The following is a 20,525-nucleotide window of genomic DNA, read 5'->3' on the forward strand; positions in this document are numbered from 1 at the left end:
ATCAGTCCGGCAGCGGTGTGAGGAGCATGCGGCTCGCGAAGCCGACCGCCGCGTCGAGCCGGTCGGTGAACTCCTCGGCCAGATCGGGCAGTCGGCGCAGTGCCCACAGCGCGCGGGCCGCCGACCAGGTCGCGGCCCGGGCCCGCTCCATGCTCCACGCGCCGAGCAGATGCGTGAGCGGATCGGCGATCTGGAGCAGGTCGGGACCCGGCATCAGCTCTTCGCGCAGACGCTCCTCCAGCGAGACGAGTAGATCACCCACGCGCTCGAACTCGTCCTCCAGATCGGCCGGTTCGCAGCCGAGCGTACGACAGGCGTCCACGACGGCGAGCGCCAGATCGTGCCCGATGTGCGCATTGATGCCCGCGAGTGCGAACTGCAGGGGCCGTACGCCGGGATGGTGGCGGAACTGGAGCAACGGGCGCCAGCAGGCGGGTGCGTGGTCGCCCTCGGCCACCCGCAGATACCGCTCGGCGAACCGCACGTCCAGGGTGATCGCGGCCTGCGCGTCGGGGAACGCGCCGGCGTCCAGCCGCCGGTCGAAGGCCTCCGTGACGGCGAGGTAGACACGGTTGAAGACCGCCAGCCCGTCGCGCGGCGGCAACTGTGTCTCCAGCGCGCGCATACGGGAGAGGACGTGGTCGACAGAAGTGGTGAACTGTTCCAATTGCACCATGGGGGCAGGGTCCCAGTCCTAGGCTGGCGCGTGTGCCGCCGGGCCGGACGCTTCCCCAGAACGGGGGAACGCGCCCGCCGCGGCGGAGGAGGGGAGCTGTACGTGTCAGGCTTGCGCGCCCAGCGCCTGGCCGCGCGCCGGGCCGAACGCGGGCGCGCCGCCCGGCGTTCCGTCATGGTCGCCGCCGCCTCGGTGGTGGTCGCTGTCGGTACGGCCACCGGGCTGCTCTCCGCGCTCGACGGCGGCGGTGGCGCCGCGGACGAGGCCAGGCCCGAGGTGACCGGCTCGCCCCTGCTCGCCCCGCTGCCGGCCGTGTCGCCCACTCCGCCCACGCCGAGTGCCTCGAAGTCGCCCTCCCCGTCCGCCCGTACGACGGAGGCGAGGAAGCCCAGCCGTACGCCCTCGCCCTCCTCCTCGACGACGGGCCCCGAGCGGGTGGCGAAGCAGGCGCCCGGCCCGGGGTCCGCCCGCCTCTACCGCTACCCCGACTCCCAGGTGCTCGACTGGGTCGGTGCCCACCGCGACGATCCTCGCCGCTCCGTCATCGAGACGGAGATCGCCGACCGGCCGGCGGCGGTCTGGTTCGCCGACTTCTCGCCCTCGACGATCACCGCCCGGGTCCGCGCGGTCACGGCGGGCGCGGCGGGCGCCGGCCGGGTTCCGGTACTCGTGCCGTACGCCGTCCCGGACCGTGACTGCGGCGGCGCCTCGCAGGGCGGCGCGCCCGACCTCGACGCCTACGACGGCTGGATCGACGCGTTCGCGGGGGGCCTCGGCTCCGGCGAGGTCATCGTGATCCTGGAGCCCGACTCGATCGCCCAGGCCGACTGTCTCTCCCCGGCGCGGCGCGCCGACCGCTTCGCCTCGCTGGCCCGCGCGGGGCGTGTCCTCAAGGCCGCCGACCCCGACGTCCGCGTCTACTACGACGCCGGGCACTCCGGCTGGAACTCACCGGCCGAGCAGGCGGCCCTGCTCCGTCAGGCGGGCGCGGCCTCGGCCGCCTCCTCCGACGGGGTCTTCAGCAACGTCTCCAACTTCCACCGCACGGACGACGAGATCGCCTACGACCGACGGGTCCTCGACGCCCTCGGCGGCCCCGCCGGTCTCGGCGCCGTGATCGACACCAGCCGCAACGGCAACGGCGCGCCGGCCGACGGTGAGTGGTGCGACCCGGCCGGCCGGAAACTCGGCCGGGCGCCGACCACGAACACCGGCGAGGCCCGGATCGACGCCTATCTGTGGGTCAAGCTGCCGGGGGAGTCGGACGGCTGCATGGGCACCCCCGGCACGTTCACCGCCTCGTACGCCTACGACCTGGCGCGCTGAGCTGCGAGGAAAGGGTCCGGAGAGGTCCCGCCGAGAGCCATCTGAGCGTCCGCTTAGGATGAGAGGCGCGGATGACTGCACCCGCCATCCACCCCGTACGCCCAGGAGCCCCGCCCGTGACCACCGAAGCCGAAGCCGCGGTACCCGTACCCTCCGCCGATCCGGACAGCTCCTACGGGCGGCTGATGCCCGTGGCCGTCCACTTCGACGACCTCGACTCCCTCGGCATGCTCCACAACGCCCGCTACCCCCTGCTGGTGGAGCGCGCCTGGAACGAGCTGTGGCACGGATACGGCCTCACCTTCGACGGGGACTGGGCGGCGGCCGGCGACTTCTGCAACGTGGTCAGGGAACTGCGCATCAGCTACGAGGCCCCGGTCGGCCGGCCCGGCGCCTACGCCGTGCACCTCTGGCTGGAACGCCTCGGCACCACCGGCCTCACCTACGGCTTCCGGCTCTGCTCGGCCGACGGCGAGGTGACGTACGCCCGGGGCACCCGGGTGCTGGTCCGGCTCGACGCGGGAACCCTGCGGCCCACGCCCTGGAGCGACTGGTTCAGGGCCTGCGGTCGGGAACTGCTGCGCTCGGGGGAGTGACCTTCGGACGGTCCTTCGCACCGGCCCGCAGCACCCCCGCGAACCCGGTGAGGCCGCCCGCCAGCACCGTCACCAGCCCGAACGACACCACCAGGCTCGTCGCCTGGGCCAGCGTCCCGATCGCGCTCGGCGCGACCAGGCCCGAGGTGTATGTGATGGTGGCGACGCCCGCGATGGCCTGACTGGGGTTGGGGCCGCTGTGGCCCGCCGCCGCGAAGCACAACGGGACGACCACGGCGATACCGAGCCCCAGCAGCGCGAAGCCGGTCATCGCCACGGCGGGCCGCTCCGCGACGACGATGAGCACACCGCCGAGCACGGCGAGCGCGCCGCTCGCGCGGACCGTCCGTACCGCGCCGAAGCGGTTGACGACCGAGTCGCCGAGAAGCCGGGCGACCGCCATCGTCAGCATGAAGCCGGTGGTGGTAGCCGCCGCCAGACCGTCCGAGGTGTTCAGCTCGTCCCGCAGGTACACCGCCGACCAGTCCAGGCTCGCGCCCTCCGCGAACACCGCGCAGAACCCGATCGCGCCGATCAGCAGGGCCGATCTGGGCGGAAGCGCGAACCTCGGGGGCGGTTCCTCGTCCTCGGTGGGGCGCAGATCGAGCACCCAGCGACAGGCGGTCACACCGAGGACCGTGAGGGCCGCCGCCGCGAGCACATGGTGCAGACGCGCGTCCGAACCCAGATGCGCGGCGAGGGTTCCGCCCGCCGCTCCGACCAGGGCGCCCGCACTCCACATGCCGTGCAGTCCGGACATGATCGACCTGCCGAGCCGGTTCTCGATCTCGACGCCCAGCGCGTTCATCGCCACGTCCGCCATGCCGGCCGTGGCGCCGTAGACGAACAGGGCGAGGCAGAGTGTGGGGAGGTTCGGGGCCAGCGCCGGCAGGACCAGCGCCAGGGTCCAGGACGCGATCAGTCCGCGCAGCGCCGTACGGGCGCCGAAGCGATGGCTGACGCGGCCCGCGAGGGGCATCGCCAGGGACGCGCCGAGCGCGGGGAAGGCCAGTGCCAGCCCCAGCTGGCCCGCGCTGACGGAGGCGTGGTCCTGGATCCACGGCACGCGGGTCGCGAACGAGCCGGTGACGGCTCCGTGCACGGCGAAGACCGCGGCCACGGCGTACCGGGCGCGCTTCACCTCGTGTCGTTCGTACAGCACTGCACTCATTCTGCGGCCCTTTCCCGGGTCGGCTCCCGCTGCGTCGCGGAGCCCTGGCCGCGCACTGCCGTAAACTATCAGGAACCCTGCCTGATAGATAGCGAGATATCGGCCGTCCGCACTCCTGTTCGGCAGCGGGAACGGCCCCGCCGATCTGGAAGGATCTCGGCATGCCCGCATCACCGAGCACCGCCCGGGCCATCAACGACCGGCTCGCCCTGCGTCTGCTCCAGCAGGAAGGCCCGTTGGCGGCCTGGCAGTTGAAGCAGCTCACCGGCCTCTCCCGCCCGACGGTCGCCGACCTCGTCGAACGACTCACCGCCGCCGGGCTGATCACGGTCGTGGGGGAGTCGGGGGAGCAGCGGCGAGGCCCCAACGCGAAGGTGTACGGGATCGTCGCCGGCCTCGCCCACCTGGCCGCCCTCGACGTCCGTACCGAAGGCGTCTCCGTCGTCGTGGCCGACCTGGTGGGCGAGGTGCTCGCCGAGGCGTCCGTGCCCATCGGGGACGACACCGGTACCGGTCCCGCCGTGGAACAGGCGGTCGCTCTCGTCGAGCGGGTCGCCAAGGAGGCCGAGGCCATGGGGGTCCCCCCGCGCGAGGGTGTTCGGGCGTGGGGGAAGCTGCACACGGTCGGGATCGGCGCCCCCGGTCTGATCGACCCTGCGACCGGTGAACTCAGGGACACCGGGGGGCTGCCCGTGTGGCACCGCAGGCTGGTGGCGGCCCTCCAGGAGCGGCTTCCCGAAACCCGGGTGATCGTCGAGAACGAGACCAACCTCGCCGCCCTCGCCGAACAGCGCGACGGCGCCGCCCGCGACCGCGACACCTTCGTGCTGTTGTGGCTCGGTCACGGCACCGGCGCCGCCGTGGTCCTCGACGGCACCCTGCGCCGGGGGGCCTCCGGCGGCACCGGTGAGATCGGCTTCCTGCCGGTGCCGGGGACGGGACGGCTGCCCTCGGCGACGGACTGCGAGGGCGGCTTCCACTCGCTCGCCGGTGGGGCGGCGGTCGTCCAACTGGCGGGCGCGCAGGGCCTGGTGGCCGACGCGGACACTCGCGAACCCTGTGCGGCGACCCTGGTCCGAGGGGCCGCGGCGAGTCCCGGTGCCCCGGCCCACGCCCGCTTCCTGGACGCCCTCGCCGAGCGCGTCGCCATCGGTGCCGCGTCCGTCGTCGCAGTCCTCGACCCGGGGTGCGTGGTGCTCGGCGGTGAGGTCGGCCGGGCGGGCGGCGACGTACTCGCCGGCCGGGTCGAGGAGCGGCTCGCCCGAATGTCTCCCCTGCCGGTCCAGGTGCGGGCGAGCGTGCTGGGCGGCGGAGCGGTACTGCGCGGGGCGTTGCTGACGGCTCGGGAGGATGCTCAGGAGGAGTTGTTCGGGGGATCGGTCAGATGATGGCCCGGCGGCGGGCAAGGGCCGTCGTCACCGCCGCCGGTCCGGCACCGACGCTAAGAGGTCTGGACCATGATGGTCAATAGGTATGGACCAATCGCTGGCCTATTCCCGTCACTCCTTGTGAGTCACTCCACACAACTCACTCGCATGGAGTACCCCTCGGCGTGGCACACTGGCCTGTAACAGAAGCAGCGCACTCCGGGGTCGGTGAAAGTCCGAACCGGCGGTTATAGTCCGCGACCCGTCCGCATTTTTTCTGCGGCCGGTTGACCAGGTGGAATTCCTGGACCGACGGTTAAAGTCCGGATGGGAGGCAGTGCGCGGCGGGCGGGCATTCGTGCGCGCCGCCGTACCGCTCGGCCATGGGTCGAGCTCCGTCCGGCGTCGCCCCCGATGTCCCTGCCCGTTCACAGCTGTCGTCATCGACAGGCCCCGGAGTCCGTGCCCGAAGAGGCAGGGAGGACCCGGGAAGTGTTCACCGGAATCGTCGAAGAGCTGGGCCATGTCACGGCCGTCGAGAACCTCGGCGACGCCTCCCGCTTCAGGCTCCGTGGCCCCGTGGTCACCGAAGGCGCCCGCCACGGCGACTCCATCGCCGTCAACGGCGTGTGTCTCACGGTCGTCGAACACGAGGGTGACGAGTTCACCGCCGACGTCATGGCGGAGACCCTCGACCGCTCCAGCCTGGGCGTCCTCGCCGTCGGCTCCCGCGTCAACCTCGAACGCCCCATGGCCCTCGGCGCCCGCCTCGGCGGTCACATCGTGCAGGGCCACGTCGACGGCACGGGCACGGTCCTCGCACGTGAGCCGTCCGAGAACTGGGAGATCGTCAGGATCTCGCTCCCCGCCGGCCTCACCCGCTATGTCGTCGAGAAGGGTTCCATCACCGTCGACGGCATCAGCCTCACCGTCGTCGACGCCGGGCCCGACTACTTCACCGTCAGCCTCATCCCCACCACCCTCGACCTGACCACGCTCGGCCGCAAACAGCCCGGCGACCCGGTCAACCTCGAAGTCGACGTCATCGCCAAGTACGTCGAACGACTGCTCGGCGCGCACGGCACCCAGGGCGTACGGGAAGCACAGGAGACGTGGGGGGCCGCGAAGTGAACCGGCTGAACACCGAGGCGTTCACACTCCTCGACCAGCACATCCTCTGGTCGGACATGATCGGCAACATCTTCGGGCTGATCGCCCTCGCCCTCGGCTGGCGGCGCTCCATCTGGAGCTGGCCCGTGCAGTTCCTGTCCGGTCTCGTCCTCTTCGGCGCCTTCTTCGGCCACCTCACCGGCAGCGCCGGCAAGCAGATCGTCGTCATGGCCGTCGCCGGCTGGGGCTGGTGGCAGTGGAACCGGCACAAGGGGGAGTCCGGGGACGGCCACATCACCCCGCGGTTCGCCACCTGGCGCGAGCGCGCGGCCATGATCGGCGCCGCGGCCGTCGGCACGGTCGCCGTGGCCCTGCTCTTCAAGGCCTACCCGACCCTGTCCTGGGACCCCTGGCCGGACGCCTACATCTTCGTCGGCACCATCGTCGCCATGTACGCCCAGGCGCGCGGCATGGTCGAGTTCTGGTTCGCCTGGCTCCTCGTCGACCTCGTCGGCGTCCCCCTCAACTTCGCCAACGGCTACGCCTTCTCCGGCTTCGTCTACGTCATCTACGGCGCGCTCGTCCTGTGGGGCATGCGCGACTGGTGGCTGCGCTCCCGCAAGGAAACGCGGCCCGTCCTGGAAGGAGCGCCCGCATGACCACGACCACGGCCCCGATCCTGTACAGCACCGACAACATCGAGGACTGGTCCCTCGACCCGATCGAGCGGGCCATCGCGGACATCGCGGCCGGCCGCCCGGTCGTGGTCGTCGACGACGAGGACCGGGAGAACGAGGGCGACCTCGTCATCGCCGCCGAGAAGGCCACCCCCGAGATCATCGCCTTCATGATGAGCGAGTGCCGCGGGCTCATCTGCGCCCCCATGGAGGGTGACGAACTCGACCGGCTCCGGCTGCCGCAGATGGTCGACGACAACACCGAGTCGATGAAAACCGCGTTCACGGTCTCCGTCGACGCCTCGGCCGTTCACGGTGTGAGCACCGGTATCTCGGCCTCCGACCGCGCCACCACGCTTCAGCTCCTCGCGAGCGGCGACGCCGGCGCCGACGACTTCGTCCGCCCCGGCCACATCTTCCCGCTGCGCGCCAGGCCCGGCGGCGTCCTGGTCCGCAACGGCCACACCGAGGCCGCCGTCGACCTCGCCCGGCTCGCGGGGCTGCGGCCGGCCGGCGCCATCGTGGAGATCGCCGGCGAGGACGGCCGTATGCTGCGCCTGCCCGAGCTGATCCCCTTCGCCCGCAAGCACGGCCTGACGATCATCTCCATCGAGGACCTGGTCGCCTACCGCCAGAGCGCCGAACCCACCGTCCGCCGCGAGGCCGAGACCCGGCTCCCCACCGCCTTCGGCACGTTCACGGCGTACGGCTACCGCTCCACCGTCGACGGCGTCGAGCACGTCGCCCTCGTCCACGGCGATGTCGGCGACGGAGAGGACGTCCTGGTCCGCGTCCACTCCGAGTGCCTCACCGGGGACGTCTTCCACTCCCTGCGCTGCGACTGCGGCCCCCAGCTGGAGACCTCCCTCGAACGCATCCGGGACGAGGGCCGGGGAGTGGTCGTCTACCTGCGCGGCCACGAGGGACGCGGCATCGGACTGCTGTCCAAGCTCCGGGCGTACGAACTGCAGGAACAGGGCCGCGACACCCTCGACGCCAACCTCGAGCTCGGCCTGCCCGCCGACGCGCGGGACTACGGCGCCGGCGCGCAGATACTCCAGGACCTCGGCGTCCACAGCGTGCGCCTGATGACGAACAACCCCGACAAGACCGACGCGCTCGTACGCCACGGCCTCAAGGTCAGCGGCCGCGAGCCGATGCCCGTACAGGCGGGCGAGCACAACCTCCGTTACCTGCGCACCAAGCGGGACCGGATGGGCCACGACCTGCCCTGGCTGGACACGGCCCCCGTGTCCCCCTGCGGCAACCAGTAGAGATCACCGGAACCAGTAGAGACCACCGAGGAGAGACGAAGACGTGAGCGGCAAGGGCGCACCCGAACTGTCCGTACGCAACTGCGGTGACCTGCGCGTCGCGGTCATCGCGGCGCAGTGGCACGAGAAGGTCATGGACGGTCTGGTGGACGGCGCCCTGCGCGCCCTGCGCGACCTGGGCATCGACGAGCCGACCCTGCTGAGGGTCCCCGGCAGCTGGGAACTCCCGGTCGTCGCCAAGGTGCTGGCCGGGCGGGGCTACGACGCGATCGTCGCGCTCGGCGTCGTCATCCGGGGCGGCACACCCCACTTCGAGTACGTGTGCCAGGGCGTCACCCAGGGCCTCACCCAGGTCTCGGTCGACACCGGCGTCCCCATCGGCATGGGTGTGCTGACCTGCGACACCGAGGAACAGGCCCTCGACCGCGCGGGCATCGAGGGCTCCAACGAGGACAAGGGGCACGAGGCGGTGACGGCGGCCGTGGCGACGGCGGCCACCCTCCGCTCAGTATCCGAACCGTGGCGTTAGGCCGGGCGGCGCACCGCGTAAAGTGAACGTCACCATGTCCAATAAGACGTTCGAGGAGCTGTTCACCGAGCTCCAGCACAAGGCCGCCACGGGCGACCCCGCCACCTCCCGCACCGCGGAACTGGTCGGCAAGGGCGTCCATGCCATCGGCAAGAAGGTCGTAGAAGAGGCCGCCGAGGTATGGATGGCCGCCGAGTACGAGGGGAAGGAAGCAGCCGCCGAGGAGATCTCGCAGCTGCTCTACCACGTCCAGGTGATGATGGTCGCCCGCGGAATCTCGCTGGACGACGTGTACGCCCACCTGTAAACCTCGCCCGACCGGTGACGCACCGCCGCCACCTCCACCGTTCCACGCAACTCACGCAAAGGAAGCCGACCTCATGCTGCGCATCGCCGTCCCCAACAAGGGTTCCCTGTCAGGCCCCGCGTCGGCGATGCTGCATGAGGCCGGCTACCAGCAGCGCCGCGAGTCCAAGGAACTGCGGATCGTCGACCCGGAGAACGAGGTCGAGTTCTTCTACCTCCGCCCCCGCGACATCGCGATCTACGTCTCCTCCGGCCGCCTCGACATCGGCATCACCGGCCGCGACCTGCTCATCGACTCCGGGGCCAACGCCGAGGAGATCCTCCCGCTCGGCTTCGCCCGCTCCACCTTCCGCTTCGCCGGCAAGCCCGGCGCCGCGACCGGCATCGAGGACCTGGCGGGCATGACCGTGGCCACCTCGTACGAGGGGATCGTCGCCAAGCACCTCGCCGACCACGGCGTCGACGCCTCCGTCGTGCACCTCGACGGCGCTGTCGAGACGGCGATCGAACTCGGCGTCGCCGGGGTCATCGCCGACGTCGTCGAGACCGGTACCTCCCTGCGCAACGCGGGCCTGGAGGTGTTCGGCGAGCCCATCATGAAGTCCGAGGCGATCGTCGTCCGCCGGGTCGGCGCCGAGGCCGACGAAACCGCTGAGTCGAAAGTTCAGCAGTTCCTGCGCCGCCTCCAGGGCGTCCTGGTGGCCCGGACGTACGTGATGATGGACTACGACTGCCGCGTCGAGCAGCTGGAGAAGGCCGTCGCCCTGACGCCCGGTCTGGAGTCGCCGACCGTCTCGCCCCTGCACAACGAGGGCTGGGTCGCCGTCCGTGCGATGGTCCCCTCCAAGGAGGCCCAGCGGATCATGGACGATCTGTACGACATCGGAGCGCGCGCCATCCTGACCACGGCCATCCACGCCTGCCGTCTCTGACACACGGAAGACGACCGACACCGTGAGCGACAGGGACCGTACACCGATGCAGGATCCGCCCGCCGCACCCGTTCCGCCCGCCCGGCCCGCGCTGCCCGTCACATTCCGGCCGGGCCGCACCCGGGCCGTGCTGGTCACCGCGAGCCTCGCGATCTTCGTCGTCATCACGACGATCGCGCTGCTCCTGGAGAACCTCAGTCCCGGGGAGCGCCTCAGCTTCGTCTTCACCGCCGCGCTGCTGTCCTGCGTACTCCTGCTCCTGTCCCGGCCCAAGGTGGTCGCCGACGAGGCCGGAGTCACCGTCGTCAACATCGCGAGCAAGAGGCGGCTGGACTGGGCGGAGATCCTCCGGGTGAACCTCCGCCCGGGCGACCCCTGGGTGTTCCTCGACCTCAGTGACGGTACGAGCCTGCCCGCGCTCGGCATCCAGCCCGGCATCGCCAAACAGCGGGCCATCGAGGACGCGCGCACCCTGCGGGCGCTCGCCGAGGAGCGGTCCGCGGGCGACCCCGAGCAAGATCAGGGCTGACTCAGGGCCATCCACCCTGCCGCACAGGCCCTTGTCTTGATTAATCTGTTGGCGGAGGCGTATTCACGCGCCTCCGCCACTGATGTTCCCCCCGGTCTTCAGAGGCCCCCTGCTACCCGAGGAGTGACTCCTTCCAGCGATGGACGGATCGTCCTGTAGTACCTGCGCCGCCCCCTCCCGACATATCGAGGCGGCGGCATCATGACCACCCCCTTGCTGCTCCTCGGAGCCGCATTCCTGCTGATCCTGGCCAACGGCTTCTTCGTGGCGGCCGAGTTCGGCCTTGTCACGGTCGAGCGGCCGGACGCCGAGAAGGCCGCCGCCGAGGGCGACCGACGGGCCCGTACGGTCGTCGAGTCCCTCAAGGAGCTGTCCTTCCAGCTCTCCGGCACCCAGCTGGGCATCACCATCACCTCCCTCGTCGTCGGCATGCTCGCCGAGCCGGCGCTCGCGGAGCTGCTGCACGACCCGGTCACCGCGATCGGCATCCCCGAGGGCGCCGCGTCCGGTGTCGCCGTGGTCGTCGGCATGCTGCTGGCGGCGGCCGTGCAGATGGTGATCGGCGAACTCGTGCCCAAGAACTGGGCGGTTTCCAGGCCGCTGCAGGTGGCCCGCTTCGTGGCCGGCCCGCAGCACGTCTTCTCCCGCCTCTTCCGCCCGGTGATCGCCGGGCTCAACGCGGTGGCCAACCGCCTGGTCCGCGCCCTGGGCGTCGAACCCACCGCGGAACTGGCCTCGGCCCGCACGCCCGGTGAACTGGTCTCCCTGGCCCGGCACTCGGCCCAGGCCGGCACGCTGGAACAGGACACGGCGGACCTCTTCGTACGGACGCTGTCGCTCGGCGAACTGACCGCGCAGCACGTGATGACCCCCCGCGTGCGGGTCAGCTCGCTGCAGTCGTCGGCCACCGCCGAGGACGTCGTCAACCTGACCCGGGCCACCGGCCTGTCCCGCTTCCCGGTCTACCGGGAGCGGATCGACGAGATCGTCGGCATGGCCCACCTCAAGGACGCCCTCGCGGTGCCCGCGGCCGACCGGCTGCGCACACCGGTGGGCCGGATCGCCAAGTCGCCGCTGCTGGTCCCCGAGACGCTCCCCGTGCAGCCGCTGCTCGAACTGCTGCGCAGCCAGCAGCCCATCGCCGTCGTCGTCGACGAGTACGGCGGCACGGCGGGTGTCGTCACCCTGGAGGACATCGTCGAGGAACTCGTCGGCGAGGTCCACGACGAGCACGACGACGTGCTCAACGAACCGACCGAACTCGCCGCCGCCCCGCCCGAGGACGGCCACCCCGCCTGGGACGCCGACGGCAGCTGCCGTGTCGACATCCTCCAGCGCATAGGCCTCGACGTGCCTGAGGGCCCGTACGAGACGGTCGCCGGCCTCGTCGCCGACCTGCTGGGCCGGATCCCGGTCCCCGGCGACAGGGCGGAACTGCCGGGCTGGCGCCTGTCGGTCCGCCAGGTCGGCCACTACCGGGCCGAGCGGGTACGTCTGATCAGCACCCCGGACAGTACGAACACTCCGGACAGTACGAACACCCCGGCCGGCACGAAGACGGCCGACCTCGCGGTGGAGGCGGCCCGATGAGCGTTCTCCAACTCCTTTTCGCCCTTCTCCTCGTGCTCGCCAACGGCTTCTTCGTGGGCGCCGAGTTCGCCCTGGTCTCCGTCCGCCGGAGCCAGATCGAACCGCTGGGCACGGCACGGTCCCGCCAGGTGCTGTACGGCCTGGAACGGCTGCCCCAGATGATGGCCGCGGCCCAGTTCGGCATCACTGTCTGCTCCCTGACCCTGGGCGCGGTCGCCGAGCCGACCGTCGCCCACCTGCTGGAACCGGTCTTCGAGGCGGTCCACCTGCCCGAGGGCATGATCCACCCGCTGGGTTATGTCATCGCGCTCGCGCTCGTGGTCTTCCTCCACCTGGTCATCGGGGAGATGCTCCCGAAGAACCTGGCGATGGCGGCACCCGAGAAGACCGCGCTGTGGCTGAGCCCGGGCCTGGTCGCCTTCGCCCGGGTGTGCGGGCCGGTCACGGTGGGCCTGGGCGCCTGTGCCCGACTCGTCCTGAAGCTCTTCCGCGTCGAGCCCAAGGACGAGGTCGAGGCGGTCTTCACCAGCGAACAGCTCAACCGGCTGGTGGAGGACGCCGGCCAGGCCGGGCTGCTCGACCCCGGTGAGCAGGAACGCCTGGAGGACGCGCTGGAACTGGGCTCCCGCCCGGTCACCGACGTCCTCCTCGACCGCGAGTCCCTGGTGACGGTGGGCCCGTCGGTCACCCCGGGCCAGGTCGTCGCCCTCACCGCCCGCACCGGCTACTCCCGCTTCCCGGTGGTGGCGGACAACGGCGCCTTCATGGGCTACCTGCACGTGAAGGACGTACTGGACCTGGAGGACTCGGAACGGGCGGTGCCGCAGCACGTGTGGCGTGCCATGACGACGCTGCGCTCCGAACTCCCGCTGGACGACGCGCTGACGGTGATGCGCCGGGCGGCGACGCATCTGGCCCAGGTCGCGGACGGGTCGGGGCGGGTGATCGGGCTGGTCGCGATGGAGGACGTACTGGAGCTGTTGGTGGGCGAGGTGCGCGATCCGGACCACCGCCAGCCACCACCGGTACCGAAGGTCCGGGAACCGAGGACGGCGCCCCAGGAGGAGGCACTGGCCGGCTGACGTCGGGTGGGGGGGGGTCCAGTCTGCGGGCATGCGTGCCGCCTGGGGCGGCACGGGTGGGCGCAGGCGGCACCCTGTCAGCGCCGGGCCGCGCGACACACCCCTGCCCCAGCACCCGCATCGGTGCTTGTGGTCACAGTGCCGACGGATCCTGCGGCCCCCGCCCCGACAGGACCTCCCCGTACGCCTGCATGAGGTCCGGCAGTCGCAGCGTCGACAGGTCGTCCCGGGTCAGCGTCCCCGGGTACACCGACAGCCGCAGATCCCGGTACGCACAGCTCTTCTCGTACAGGGTCCGCAGAAACCGCCCGTTGCCCAGCTCGTCGATCCACCCCTGGTCGACCACGTGTCCGGCGATCGAGCGCAGCTCGTCCAGCGCCTCCTCGTCCCACACGTCGCCGTTCTCGGCGGCCAGTACCTCGCCGATGGAGGTGAGTTCGAGCGGACGGTACGAGGGGAAGTCGACGCGGGTCGTGAAGCGGGACGAAAGCCCGGGGTTGGCGGCGAGGAGCCGGTCCATGCCCTCCGGATAGCCGGCCAGGATCACCACCAGGTGGTCCCGGTTGTCCTCTGCCCGCTTCAGCAGCACCTGCAGGGCCTCGTCGCCGTACGCGTCGCCCTTGCCGTAACCGGAGTTGGAGAGCGAGTACGCCTCGTCGACGAAGAGGACACCCCCGATCGCGGAGTCGATCAGCTCGTTGGCCTTCACCGCGGTCTGGCCGAGATACTCGCCGACCAGGTCGGCCCGCTGGGCCTCCACCAGATGGTCGCCCCCGAGCAGTCCCAGCGCGTAGAACACCCGGCCGAGGATGCGTGCCACCGTTGTCTTGCCGGTGCCTGAGGGGCCCGAGAAGACGAAGTGCCGCTTCGGCGGCTGTACCGGCAGTCCCTGTCCCGCCCGGAGCCGTGCCATGTTCAACTGGGCGGAGAGCGCCTTCACCTGCCGCTTCACCGGTTCCAGGCCCACCATGCACTCCAGCTGGGCCAGCGCCTCATCGAGGAGGGCGGCGTCCGTCGGGCCGGTCGGCAGCGGCTGTACCGGGAGGGTGGCCTTCTCGCGCACCGGGTCGGTCGCGGACGGCAACGGGCCGCCGGGCGGCGGGAGTTCAGGCTCCGAGAGCTTCAGGTCGCGCCCCTCGCCGCCGAACAGGGGATCGATACCGTCCGGGCCCTCCAGCAGTTCCTGACCGATCCCGGTGAGCGTGATCCCCGCGAGGTCGACCGCCTCGTCGTACCCGTCGCCCTCGGAGATCGCGGCGAGCCGCGCCGAGGTGTCCATGAAGGCGGCGTCCACGCGGTGCACCGCCCGGTACAGGGGCAGGGCAGCCGCCGAGCGGCCCGTACCCTCGTGGGCCCGCGCCAGCCAGTACCGCAGCTCCTTGCGCTGCGGCTGCTCGCTGCGGCAGCGCATCAGCGCCGCCGACAGCAGTGGCTCCGCCTGCCCGTACATCTCCAGGCGCACCCGGGCCATGCCGCCGAACAGGCCGGCCTCGATGCCCAGCATCGCGTCGTTGATCAACGGGTCGGTGTGCCGGACCAGTTGCTCCCAGTCCTTGACCAGGTAGGCGCGGCAGGCGTGCAGGAAACGGACCTGCGGGTCGGTGTCCACCGGTGGCAGACCGGCCAATGCCCGGTCCAGCTCCGGTACATGGCGGCCGTCCAGCCAGTGCGAGGCGTGCGCGAGGAGCAGATCGCGTGGGCTTTCCAGTACCGGCTGCACCCACCAGCCCAGCCAGTACCAGGAGTTGAGGGTCCGGCGGTGGCGTGCGCGCTGCTCCCCGAAGCGCTCCCGGTGCCGGAACATCCGTAGCAGCGCGGTCGTCGTGTCGACGCGCAGCGCGTGCAGTCCGAGCCAGCCGTCGGCCATCCCGGGATCCATCCGCACCGCGGTGCGGAACTCCTCCTCCGCCTGCGGATAGGCGCCCATCGTGTAGGCGTCCACACCTCGCAGCCAGGCGAGGTCGGCCGGGGCCTCGGGGCCCTGCGTGCCGAAGTCCATCACGTCCCCCACAAACCGTGCCCCCGATTGCCTCTCCGACAGGCCGGTGCCCGTCGGCAGCTTGGTCGAACCGCTGTGCCGCGGACGGGAGTTGCAACGGTGCGCAGAGCAACCGTCCGAGTCGCACCGAGGGCATCGTACCTGCGCGGCAGGTGCCCGCAGCAGGGTGCCGCACAGGCCGTTTGACGAGGTGGGAGCAGATGGGGCGCACACGGCGCGGTCACCGAGGGTGAACAGATCGAGCCTCGGGGCGGCCGAAAAACGGCCCGCGGGCAGAACGAAGCCCCCGATCACGGGGGAACAACCGGGGGCTTCGAGACTGCGGGCGGCTCCAAAGGGCCGCACATTGAGAACGTAAGTCCTGTACGGCCCACCGGTCAAGCCGAGTTGAGGCACTCGGACAAGTTCCCAAGCAAGGGTCTTCACAACTTCAGCACACAGCGGACGACCCGTCACCGTGAGTGAGATCCTGGTCTGATCCAACGGCACCGGCAGGCCCCGGGAGCACCTCGTACCCCTCGCCGCACTGCCGTACGAACAGGTCGGCGAACGGACGGGAGGGGTCCGCGGCGAAGTGCCGCCGTTCCGCGTCGACCCACTCGACCCAGAACTCGCTCTGTTCCGCCCCGTCCCGCGACCTGCCGCGTGCCCAGGCGTCCTCGTCCGTCAGCTCCATCCACAACAGCCGCGCCAGGAACGGCCGTACCGCCCGACGGCCGGCCCCGACCCCCTCCAGCAGCACGACGGGCGCGGCCGGCAGGGTCCGGGGCGCCCCGAAGTGCCGGGACGTCCAGTCGTAGGGGGCGTAGGAGGCGTCCTCGCCGCGCCGCAGTGGCTCGATCACCTGGCCGACCAGCCGACTCGTCCACTCGAACAGCTCGTCGTGGGTGGCGATGTCGTCGAGGTGCAGCACGGGTGCCCCACCGAGGGCGGCGGCCAGTCGTCCGGTGAACGTGGTCTTCCCGGAGCCCGCGTGGCCGTCGACGGCGATCAGCCGGACCGGGCCGCAGGAGGGAGGCAGTCGGCGCAGGGTGCGGGCGAGGTCGTGGATGACGGTTCCCGGGGGCGATGGGATTCGGACATATTGCCGGGGATCATTCTAGGGACCGGTCGGGGTCCGCCGCCGCCCACGATCCGGATCGCGTCAATGGTGGAGACCAATATTGCTGAGCGCGGCACGGCCCGAAGTGCTGGCAGGACCAGGTCATCGGCGGTCATAGTGGGCGCACATCCGCGCACTGTCCCGCCCGCCTAGGACACCTGGGGGTCACCCGCCCATGAGCAGAGCCGAAGAGCCGTCCCGCAGAACCGTCCTCGCCGCGGCGGTGGCCGCCGCTGTCGCGGGCACCGCCGGTCCGGCCGCCGCCGACACCCCTGGCGTGACCGGCCACGGGGCCGAGGCCGACGCCGACCGCGTCGTCGACAACCGTGCCTGGACCTCGTACACGGACTGGTGCGCCGGCGGCACGGCCAAGGGTGCCCGGGCCGTGGACGGCGCGCGGCCCGGGGTCGTGATCGGCGCTCCGGTCGGCACGGTCGACTACACCGATCCGCACACCGGTACGACGGCGGCCTGGGAGTACGCGACCTGGACGTCCCTCGTGCACCGGCTCACCGTGCCCGCCACCGAGGTCATCGCGTCCTGGAACGCGCGTACCCCGGCCGGGACCTGGATCCAGGTCGAACTGGCCGGGACGTACTCCGACGGCACCGCCACCCCCTGGTACGTGATGGGCCGCTGGGCCTCCGGCGACCAGGACATCAAGCGGACCTCCGTCGACGACCAGACCGACGACAGGAGCACGGTCTGGACCGACACCTTCGCCATCGACGACCCGGCCACGGGCCTGCGGCTGGCCTCGTACCGACTGCGGCTCACCCTGTACCGCAAGCCCGGCACCACCGTCACACCCACGGTCTGGCGGCTGGGCGCGATGGGCTCCGACGTCCCGGACCGCTTCACGGTCCCCGCGTCGGCGCCCGGCCCGGCCAGGGAGCTGATCGTCCCGCGCTACTCGCAGGAGATCCACAGCGGCCAGTACCCCGAGTACGACAACGGCGGCGAGGCCTGGTGCAGCCCCACCTCCTCGCAGATGATCATCGAGTACTGGGGCCGGAAGCCCACGGCGGCCCAACTGGCCTGGGTCGACCCGGCCTACGCCGACCCGCAGGTGTGCCACGCGGCCCGCTTCACCTACGACTTCCAGTACGGTGGCTGCGGCAACTGGCCCTTCAACGCGGCCTACGCGGCGACCTACAAGGACCTCCAGGGCGTGGTCACCCGGCTCGGCTCGCTCACCGACCTGCAGACGCTGATCGCGGCCGGTATCCCGGCCATAACGTCCCAGTCGTTCCTCAAGACCGAGCTGACGGGGGCGGGTTACGGCACGTCCGGCCATCTGATGACCGTCATCGGCTTCACCGCCGACGGCGACGTGATCGCCAACGACCCGTTCTCGGCGACCGACCAGGCCGTGCGCCGGGTCTACGCCCGACGGGAGTTCGAGAACATCTGGCTGCGGACGAAGCGGTACAACGCCAGTGGCAAGGTCGTGTCCGGCACCGGCGGAGTCTGTTACCTGTACTTCCCGGCGCGGCCGACCGCCGCCCAGCTCGCCGCGCTCGCGGCGGTGGGCGTGCGCTGAACCGAGCCGAGGAGAGGGTGTGACGGCGTGCGGCGGCCCCCGGGAGACCGGGGGCTGTCCGTTTTCCGACTGGATGTGACCAACGTCTCCGGCGTGAAAGCCCCGATGAATGGCAAGGTGGAGGCAACGGTGGGGGGAGTCCATCGCACACCGACCTCAGCGAGATGCCATGACCGCGAGCACTGCCGCAGCCCCCGCCCGAGCCCGTACCGGCGGCCCCCGAGAAGACGGCCCGAAGATCTTCGAGCACGTCATGGGCTGGACGTTCGTGATCGTGCTCGCCATGCTCGTCGCCCAGCTCGGCCTGATCTGACCGGTGCGATCCGCAGCGAACGAGGCGTTCGCTCCGTCGATCAGAGTCGAACGTGCAGGTGGCTCGGGTCTGCCATACTTCGGATGTCCCGCCCGCAGTTGGAGACCAGGGCCCCAAATTGAACAGTAGTCGTCAGTCCGCCGCCGAGCGTCCGAGGGTCCGCGGCACCGACCGCTCCCAAGCGCGTCGCGCCGAACTCATCGCCATCGGACGGAAGCTGTTCGCCGACCGGTCGTACGACGCGCTGTCGATGGACGACATCGCACGTCAGGCGCAGGTCGCCAAGGGACTGATCTACTACTACTTCCAGTCCAAGCGCGGCTACTACCTCGCCATTGTCGAGGACTCGGTCGCCGACCTGGTCACCTTCGCGTCCAGCGGCCTCGATCACGCCCCCGTGGACCGCGTGCACCGCACCATGGACGCCTACCTGCGCTTCGCTGAGCACAACCAGGCCGCCTATCGCACGATCGTCAGCGGCGGTGTCGGCTTCGACGCCGAGGTGCAGGCCATCCGGGACGGGGTGCGCGCGGCGATCGTCGCGACCATCGCCGAGGGCGCGTACGGCCGACAGGACATCGCCCCGCTGGCCCGCATGGGCCTGTTCGGCTGGGTGTGCGGCGTGGAGGGCGCCACCCTCGACTGGATCGACCGGCCGGAACTCTCCCGCGACATCATGCGCGAACTCCTCGTGAAGATGCTGGGCGGCGCCATGCGGGCCATCGAGGAACTCGACCCGACGTACGTGACACCGGAGCCGGCCCGCCGGGACAACTGACGGCGGTCGGGGCGAAGGCTCGTGGCCCCCGCCCCAACCGCCTTCCGGGTGCGCCTACTTGATCGCCCTGATCAGCTCACCGTTCGAGGTGTCGCCGCTCAGCTCCCAGAAGAACGTGCCGCCCAGCCCCTGCTGGTTCTTGTACGCCATCTTCGTCCCGATGGTCGCCGGGGTGTCGTAACTCCACCAGTCGCTCCCGCACTTGGCGTACGCGGTCCCGCCGACGGTGCCGGTGGCGGGGCACTTGGACTTCAGCACCTTGTAGTCCTCGAAGCCCGCCTCGTACGTACCCGCCGCCGGACCGGTCGCCGTGCCGCCGGGCGCCGACTGCGTGACGCCGGTCCAGCCGCGCCCGTAGAAGCCGATACCCAGCAGCAGCTTGGAGGCCGGTACACCGAGGCTCCTGAGCTTCGCGATGGTCGCCGAGGTGTAGTAGCCGGCCTGGGGGATCCCTGAGTACGAGTTCAGCGCCGAGTGCGGTGCCGTCGGCCCGGTCGCCGCCCAGGCGCCGAAGTAGTCGTACGTCATCGGGTTGTACCAGTCGACGTACCTGGCCGCGCCCCCGTAGTCCGCCGCGTCGATCTTGCCGCCGGAGGTGGCGTCGGCGGTGATCGCCGCCGTGACCAGGTCGCCGGAGCCGAACTTCGCCCGCAGCGCCGCCATCACGTTCCTGAAGGCCGCCCTGCCGCTGGTGTCACAGGTGTTGCCGCAGGCGTTGGGGTACTCCCAGTCGATGTCGATACCGTCGAACACATCGGCCCACCGGGAGTTCTCGACCAGGTCGTAGCAGGACTTGGCGAACGCGGCCGGGTTCTGCGCGGCCTCGCCGAAACCGCTCGACCAGGTCCAACCCCCGAACGACCAGAGGACCTTGAGCTTCGGGTGCTTCCTCTTCAGCTCGCGCAGCTGGTTGAAGTTGCCCCGCAGCGGCTGGCTCGCGGTGTCGGCGACCCCGTCCACCGACTCGGCGGCCGTGTACGCGCGGCCGGTCGCCGCGTCGGCGTCGCCCATCGCGCACTTGCCGCCCACGACGTTGCCGAAGGCGTAGTTGACGTGGGTCAGCCGGGCGGCCGACCCGGAGGTCTCGATGTTCTTGACGTAGTACTTGCGGTCGTACGTGCCCCAGTCGGTGAAGTAACCGACGACCTTGGAGCCGGCGGCCTTCGGGACGGGTTTCACGACGGCCTTCGAGGCTGTCTGAGCGGCGGTCGCGGTGCCCGCGCCGGCCAGCAGCCCGGCGCCGAGAACGGCACAACAGGCGGCGGACACAAGCGCCTTGAAGCGGACACGGGGGAGATGCGGTCGGTGCATGGAGCTGTCACCTCGGAAGGGAGGGGAGCACGGGGGAGGTGGTGCCGGGAACTGCGGGCACAGTAAGTGGACTAGACCAGTACGGTCAATGGTTCGGACCAATTTCGGGGCGAGGCGGATGCGCCGGGATGTGATCGAATAAACGCTCGTTAACCGGTGACGTCGTGCCGCCGATCGGGCATACTCGCAGCTCCACAGCCGTTCGCCGACCGCTTCCGCGACCCGGAAGGGCCAGCATCGGCCGTGACCAGTGAGACCGGCGGACGCCACCCGACTCAGGCGCGCGTGTGCCGTCGCGCCCGACAGGGAGGAGA

At 70.9% G+C, this 20,525-nt stretch carries 20 protein-coding genes and 1 riboswitch; of the genes, 15 read left to right on the forward strand and 5 right to left on the reverse strand.

Features of this window, described 5'->3' with window-relative positions:
• Nucleotide 1: 1 nt before the first annotated feature.
• The gene (locus PV734_RS06045; RefSeq protein WP_319093946.1) at nucleotides 2–676 is read right to left on the reverse strand and encodes a DUF5995 family protein; all 675 of its coding nucleotides are present in this window, start codon (nucleotides 674–676) and stop codon (nucleotides 2–4) included.
• A 174-nt stretch (nucleotides 677–850) separates the two neighbouring features.
• On the opposite strand from PV734_RS06045, the gene PV734_RS06050 reads away from it, so the two are divergent.
• A complete protein-coding gene (locus PV734_RS06050) occupies nucleotides 851–2,002 on the forward strand; it encodes a glycoside hydrolase family 6 protein (protein WP_319094239.1) in 1,152 nt (383 codons plus the stop codon).
• A gap of 116 nt (nucleotides 2,003–2,118) precedes the next feature.
• Nucleotides 2,119–2,598: an acyl-CoA thioesterase gene (locus tag PV734_RS06055; RefSeq protein ID WP_415924154.1), complete on the forward strand. Its 480-nt coding sequence runs from the start codon at nucleotides 2,119–2,121 to the stop codon at nucleotides 2,596–2,598.
• Here PV734_RS06055 and PV734_RS06060 read toward each other — a convergent pair.
• Nucleotides 2,558–3,769: an MFS transporter gene (locus PV734_RS06060; RefSeq protein ID WP_319288885.1), complete on the reverse strand. Its 1,212-nt coding sequence runs from the start codon at nucleotides 3,767–3,769 to the stop codon at nucleotides 2,558–2,560. The two genes, PV734_RS06055 and PV734_RS06060, sit on opposite strands and share 41 nt — an antisense overlap.
• A 161-nt stretch (nucleotides 3,770–3,930) precedes the next feature.
• On the opposite strand from PV734_RS06060, the gene PV734_RS06065 reads away from it, so the two are divergent.
• The 10 genes from PV734_RS06065 to PV734_RS06110 all read left to right on the forward strand — a co-directional run bounded on the left by PV734_RS06065 (nucleotide 3,931) and on the right by PV734_RS06110 (nucleotide 13,165).
• A complete protein-coding gene (locus tag PV734_RS06065) occupies nucleotides 3,931–5,157 on the forward strand; it encodes an ROK family transcriptional regulator (protein WP_319093944.1) in 1,227 nt (408 codons plus the stop codon).
• Nucleotides 5,158–5,346: 189 nt separating this feature from the next.
• Nucleotides 5,347–5,481, forward strand: a riboswitch (FMN riboswitch).
• A 147-nt stretch (nucleotides 5,482–5,628) separates the two neighbouring features.
• On the forward strand, nucleotides 5,629–6,267 hold the full coding sequence (locus PV734_RS06070; RefSeq protein ID WP_319093943.1) for a riboflavin synthase: 639 nt from the start codon (nucleotides 5,629–5,631) through the stop codon (nucleotides 6,265–6,267).
• A complete protein-coding gene (locus PV734_RS06075; RefSeq protein WP_319093942.1) occupies nucleotides 6,264–6,905 on the forward strand; it encodes a nicotinamide mononucleotide transporter family protein in 642 nt (213 codons plus the stop codon). The genes PV734_RS06070 and PV734_RS06075 overlap by 4 nt, the downstream gene beginning before the upstream one ends.
• Nucleotides 6,902–8,197: a bifunctional 3,4-dihydroxy-2-butanone-4-phosphate synthase/GTP cyclohydrolase II gene (locus tag PV734_RS06080; RefSeq protein WP_319093941.1), complete on the forward strand. Its 1,296-nt coding sequence runs from the start codon at nucleotides 6,902–6,904 to the stop codon at nucleotides 8,195–8,197. Before PV734_RS06075 ends, PV734_RS06080 begins: the two co-directional genes overlap by 4 nt.
• Before the next feature lie 43 nt (nucleotides 8,198–8,240).
• Nucleotides 8,241–8,726 (forward strand): 6,7-dimethyl-8-ribityllumazine synthase, encoded by a 486-nt coding sequence (gene ribH / locus PV734_RS06085; RefSeq protein ID WP_006378308.1) that lies wholly within the window; start codon nucleotides 8,241–8,243, stop codon nucleotides 8,724–8,726.
• Nucleotides 8,727–8,760: 34 nt separating this feature from the next.
• Complete coding sequence (locus PV734_RS06090; protein ID WP_006378313.1) at nucleotides 8,761–9,033, forward strand: phosphoribosyl-ATP diphosphatase; 273 nt, start codon at nucleotides 8,761–8,763, stop codon at nucleotides 9,031–9,033.
• A 73-nt stretch (nucleotides 9,034–9,106) separates the two neighbouring features.
• A complete protein-coding gene (gene hisG / locus PV734_RS06095) occupies nucleotides 9,107–9,964 on the forward strand; it encodes an ATP phosphoribosyltransferase (protein ID WP_319093940.1) in 858 nt (285 codons plus the stop codon).
• Between the two features lie 46 nt (nucleotides 9,965–10,010).
• Complete coding sequence (locus PV734_RS06100) at nucleotides 10,011–10,493, forward strand: PH domain-containing protein (RefSeq protein ID WP_319093939.1); 483 nt, start codon at nucleotides 10,011–10,013, stop codon at nucleotides 10,491–10,493.
• Between the two features lie 201 nt (nucleotides 10,494–10,694).
• The gene (locus PV734_RS06105) at nucleotides 10,695–12,083 is read left to right on the forward strand and encodes a hemolysin family protein (protein ID WP_319093938.1); all 1,389 of its coding nucleotides are present in this window, start codon (nucleotides 10,695–10,697) and stop codon (nucleotides 12,081–12,083) included.
• Nucleotides 12,080–13,165 carry a hemolysin family protein gene (locus PV734_RS06110; RefSeq protein ID WP_319093937.1) on the forward strand — a complete coding sequence of 362 codons (1,086 nt, stop codon included), beginning with the start codon at nucleotides 12,080–12,082 and terminating at the stop codon, nucleotides 13,163–13,165. The genes PV734_RS06105 and PV734_RS06110 overlap by 4 nt, the downstream gene beginning before the upstream one ends.
• Before the next feature lie 133 nt (nucleotides 13,166–13,298).
• On the opposite strand, the gene PV734_RS06115 is transcribed toward PV734_RS06110, so the two are convergent.
• The gene (locus PV734_RS06115; protein WP_319093936.1) at nucleotides 13,299–15,164 is read right to left on the reverse strand and encodes an AAA family ATPase; all 1,866 of its coding nucleotides are present in this window, start codon (nucleotides 15,162–15,164) and stop codon (nucleotides 13,299–13,301) included.
• A gap of 430 nt (nucleotides 15,165–15,594) precedes the next feature.
• Nucleotides 15,595–16,215, reverse strand: coding sequence for a hypothetical protein (locus PV734_RS06120; protein WP_319288899.1), 621 nt, complete (start codon nucleotides 16,213–16,215; stop codon nucleotides 15,595–15,597).
• Between the two features lie 226 nt (nucleotides 16,216–16,441).
• Here PV734_RS06120 and PV734_RS06125 point away from each other — a divergent pair, with 226 nt between their 5' ends.
• From PV734_RS06125 to PV734_RS06135, 3 genes are all read left to right on the forward strand, one after another.
• Nucleotides 16,442–17,809 (forward strand): peptidase C39 family protein, encoded by a 1,368-nt coding sequence (locus tag PV734_RS06125; RefSeq protein WP_319093935.1) that lies wholly within the window; start codon nucleotides 16,442–16,444, stop codon nucleotides 17,807–17,809.
• 169 nt (nucleotides 17,810–17,978) lie between these two features.
• Nucleotides 17,979–18,122, forward strand: coding sequence for an SCO1431 family membrane protein (locus PV734_RS06130; protein ID WP_319093934.1), 144 nt, complete (start codon nucleotides 17,979–17,981; stop codon nucleotides 18,120–18,122).
• Between the two features lie 118 nt (nucleotides 18,123–18,240).
• Complete coding sequence (locus PV734_RS06135; protein WP_319093933.1) at nucleotides 18,241–18,900, forward strand: TetR/AcrR family transcriptional regulator; 660 nt, start codon at nucleotides 18,241–18,243, stop codon at nucleotides 18,898–18,900.
• Between the two features lie 54 nt (nucleotides 18,901–18,954).
• Here PV734_RS06135 and PV734_RS06140 read toward each other — a convergent pair whose 3' ends face one another.
• Entirely contained in the window at nucleotides 18,955–20,211 is a 1,257-nt protein-coding gene (locus tag PV734_RS06140) for a glycoside hydrolase family 18 protein (RefSeq protein ID WP_319093932.1), read from the reverse strand.
• Nucleotides 20,212–20,525 lie beyond the last annotated feature (314 nt).

The organism is Streptomyces sp. AK08-02, from assembly GCF_033795085.1.
GTDB classification, from domain to species: domain Bacteria; phylum Actinomycetota; class Actinomycetes; order Streptomycetales; family Streptomycetaceae; genus Streptomyces; species Streptomyces echiniscabiei.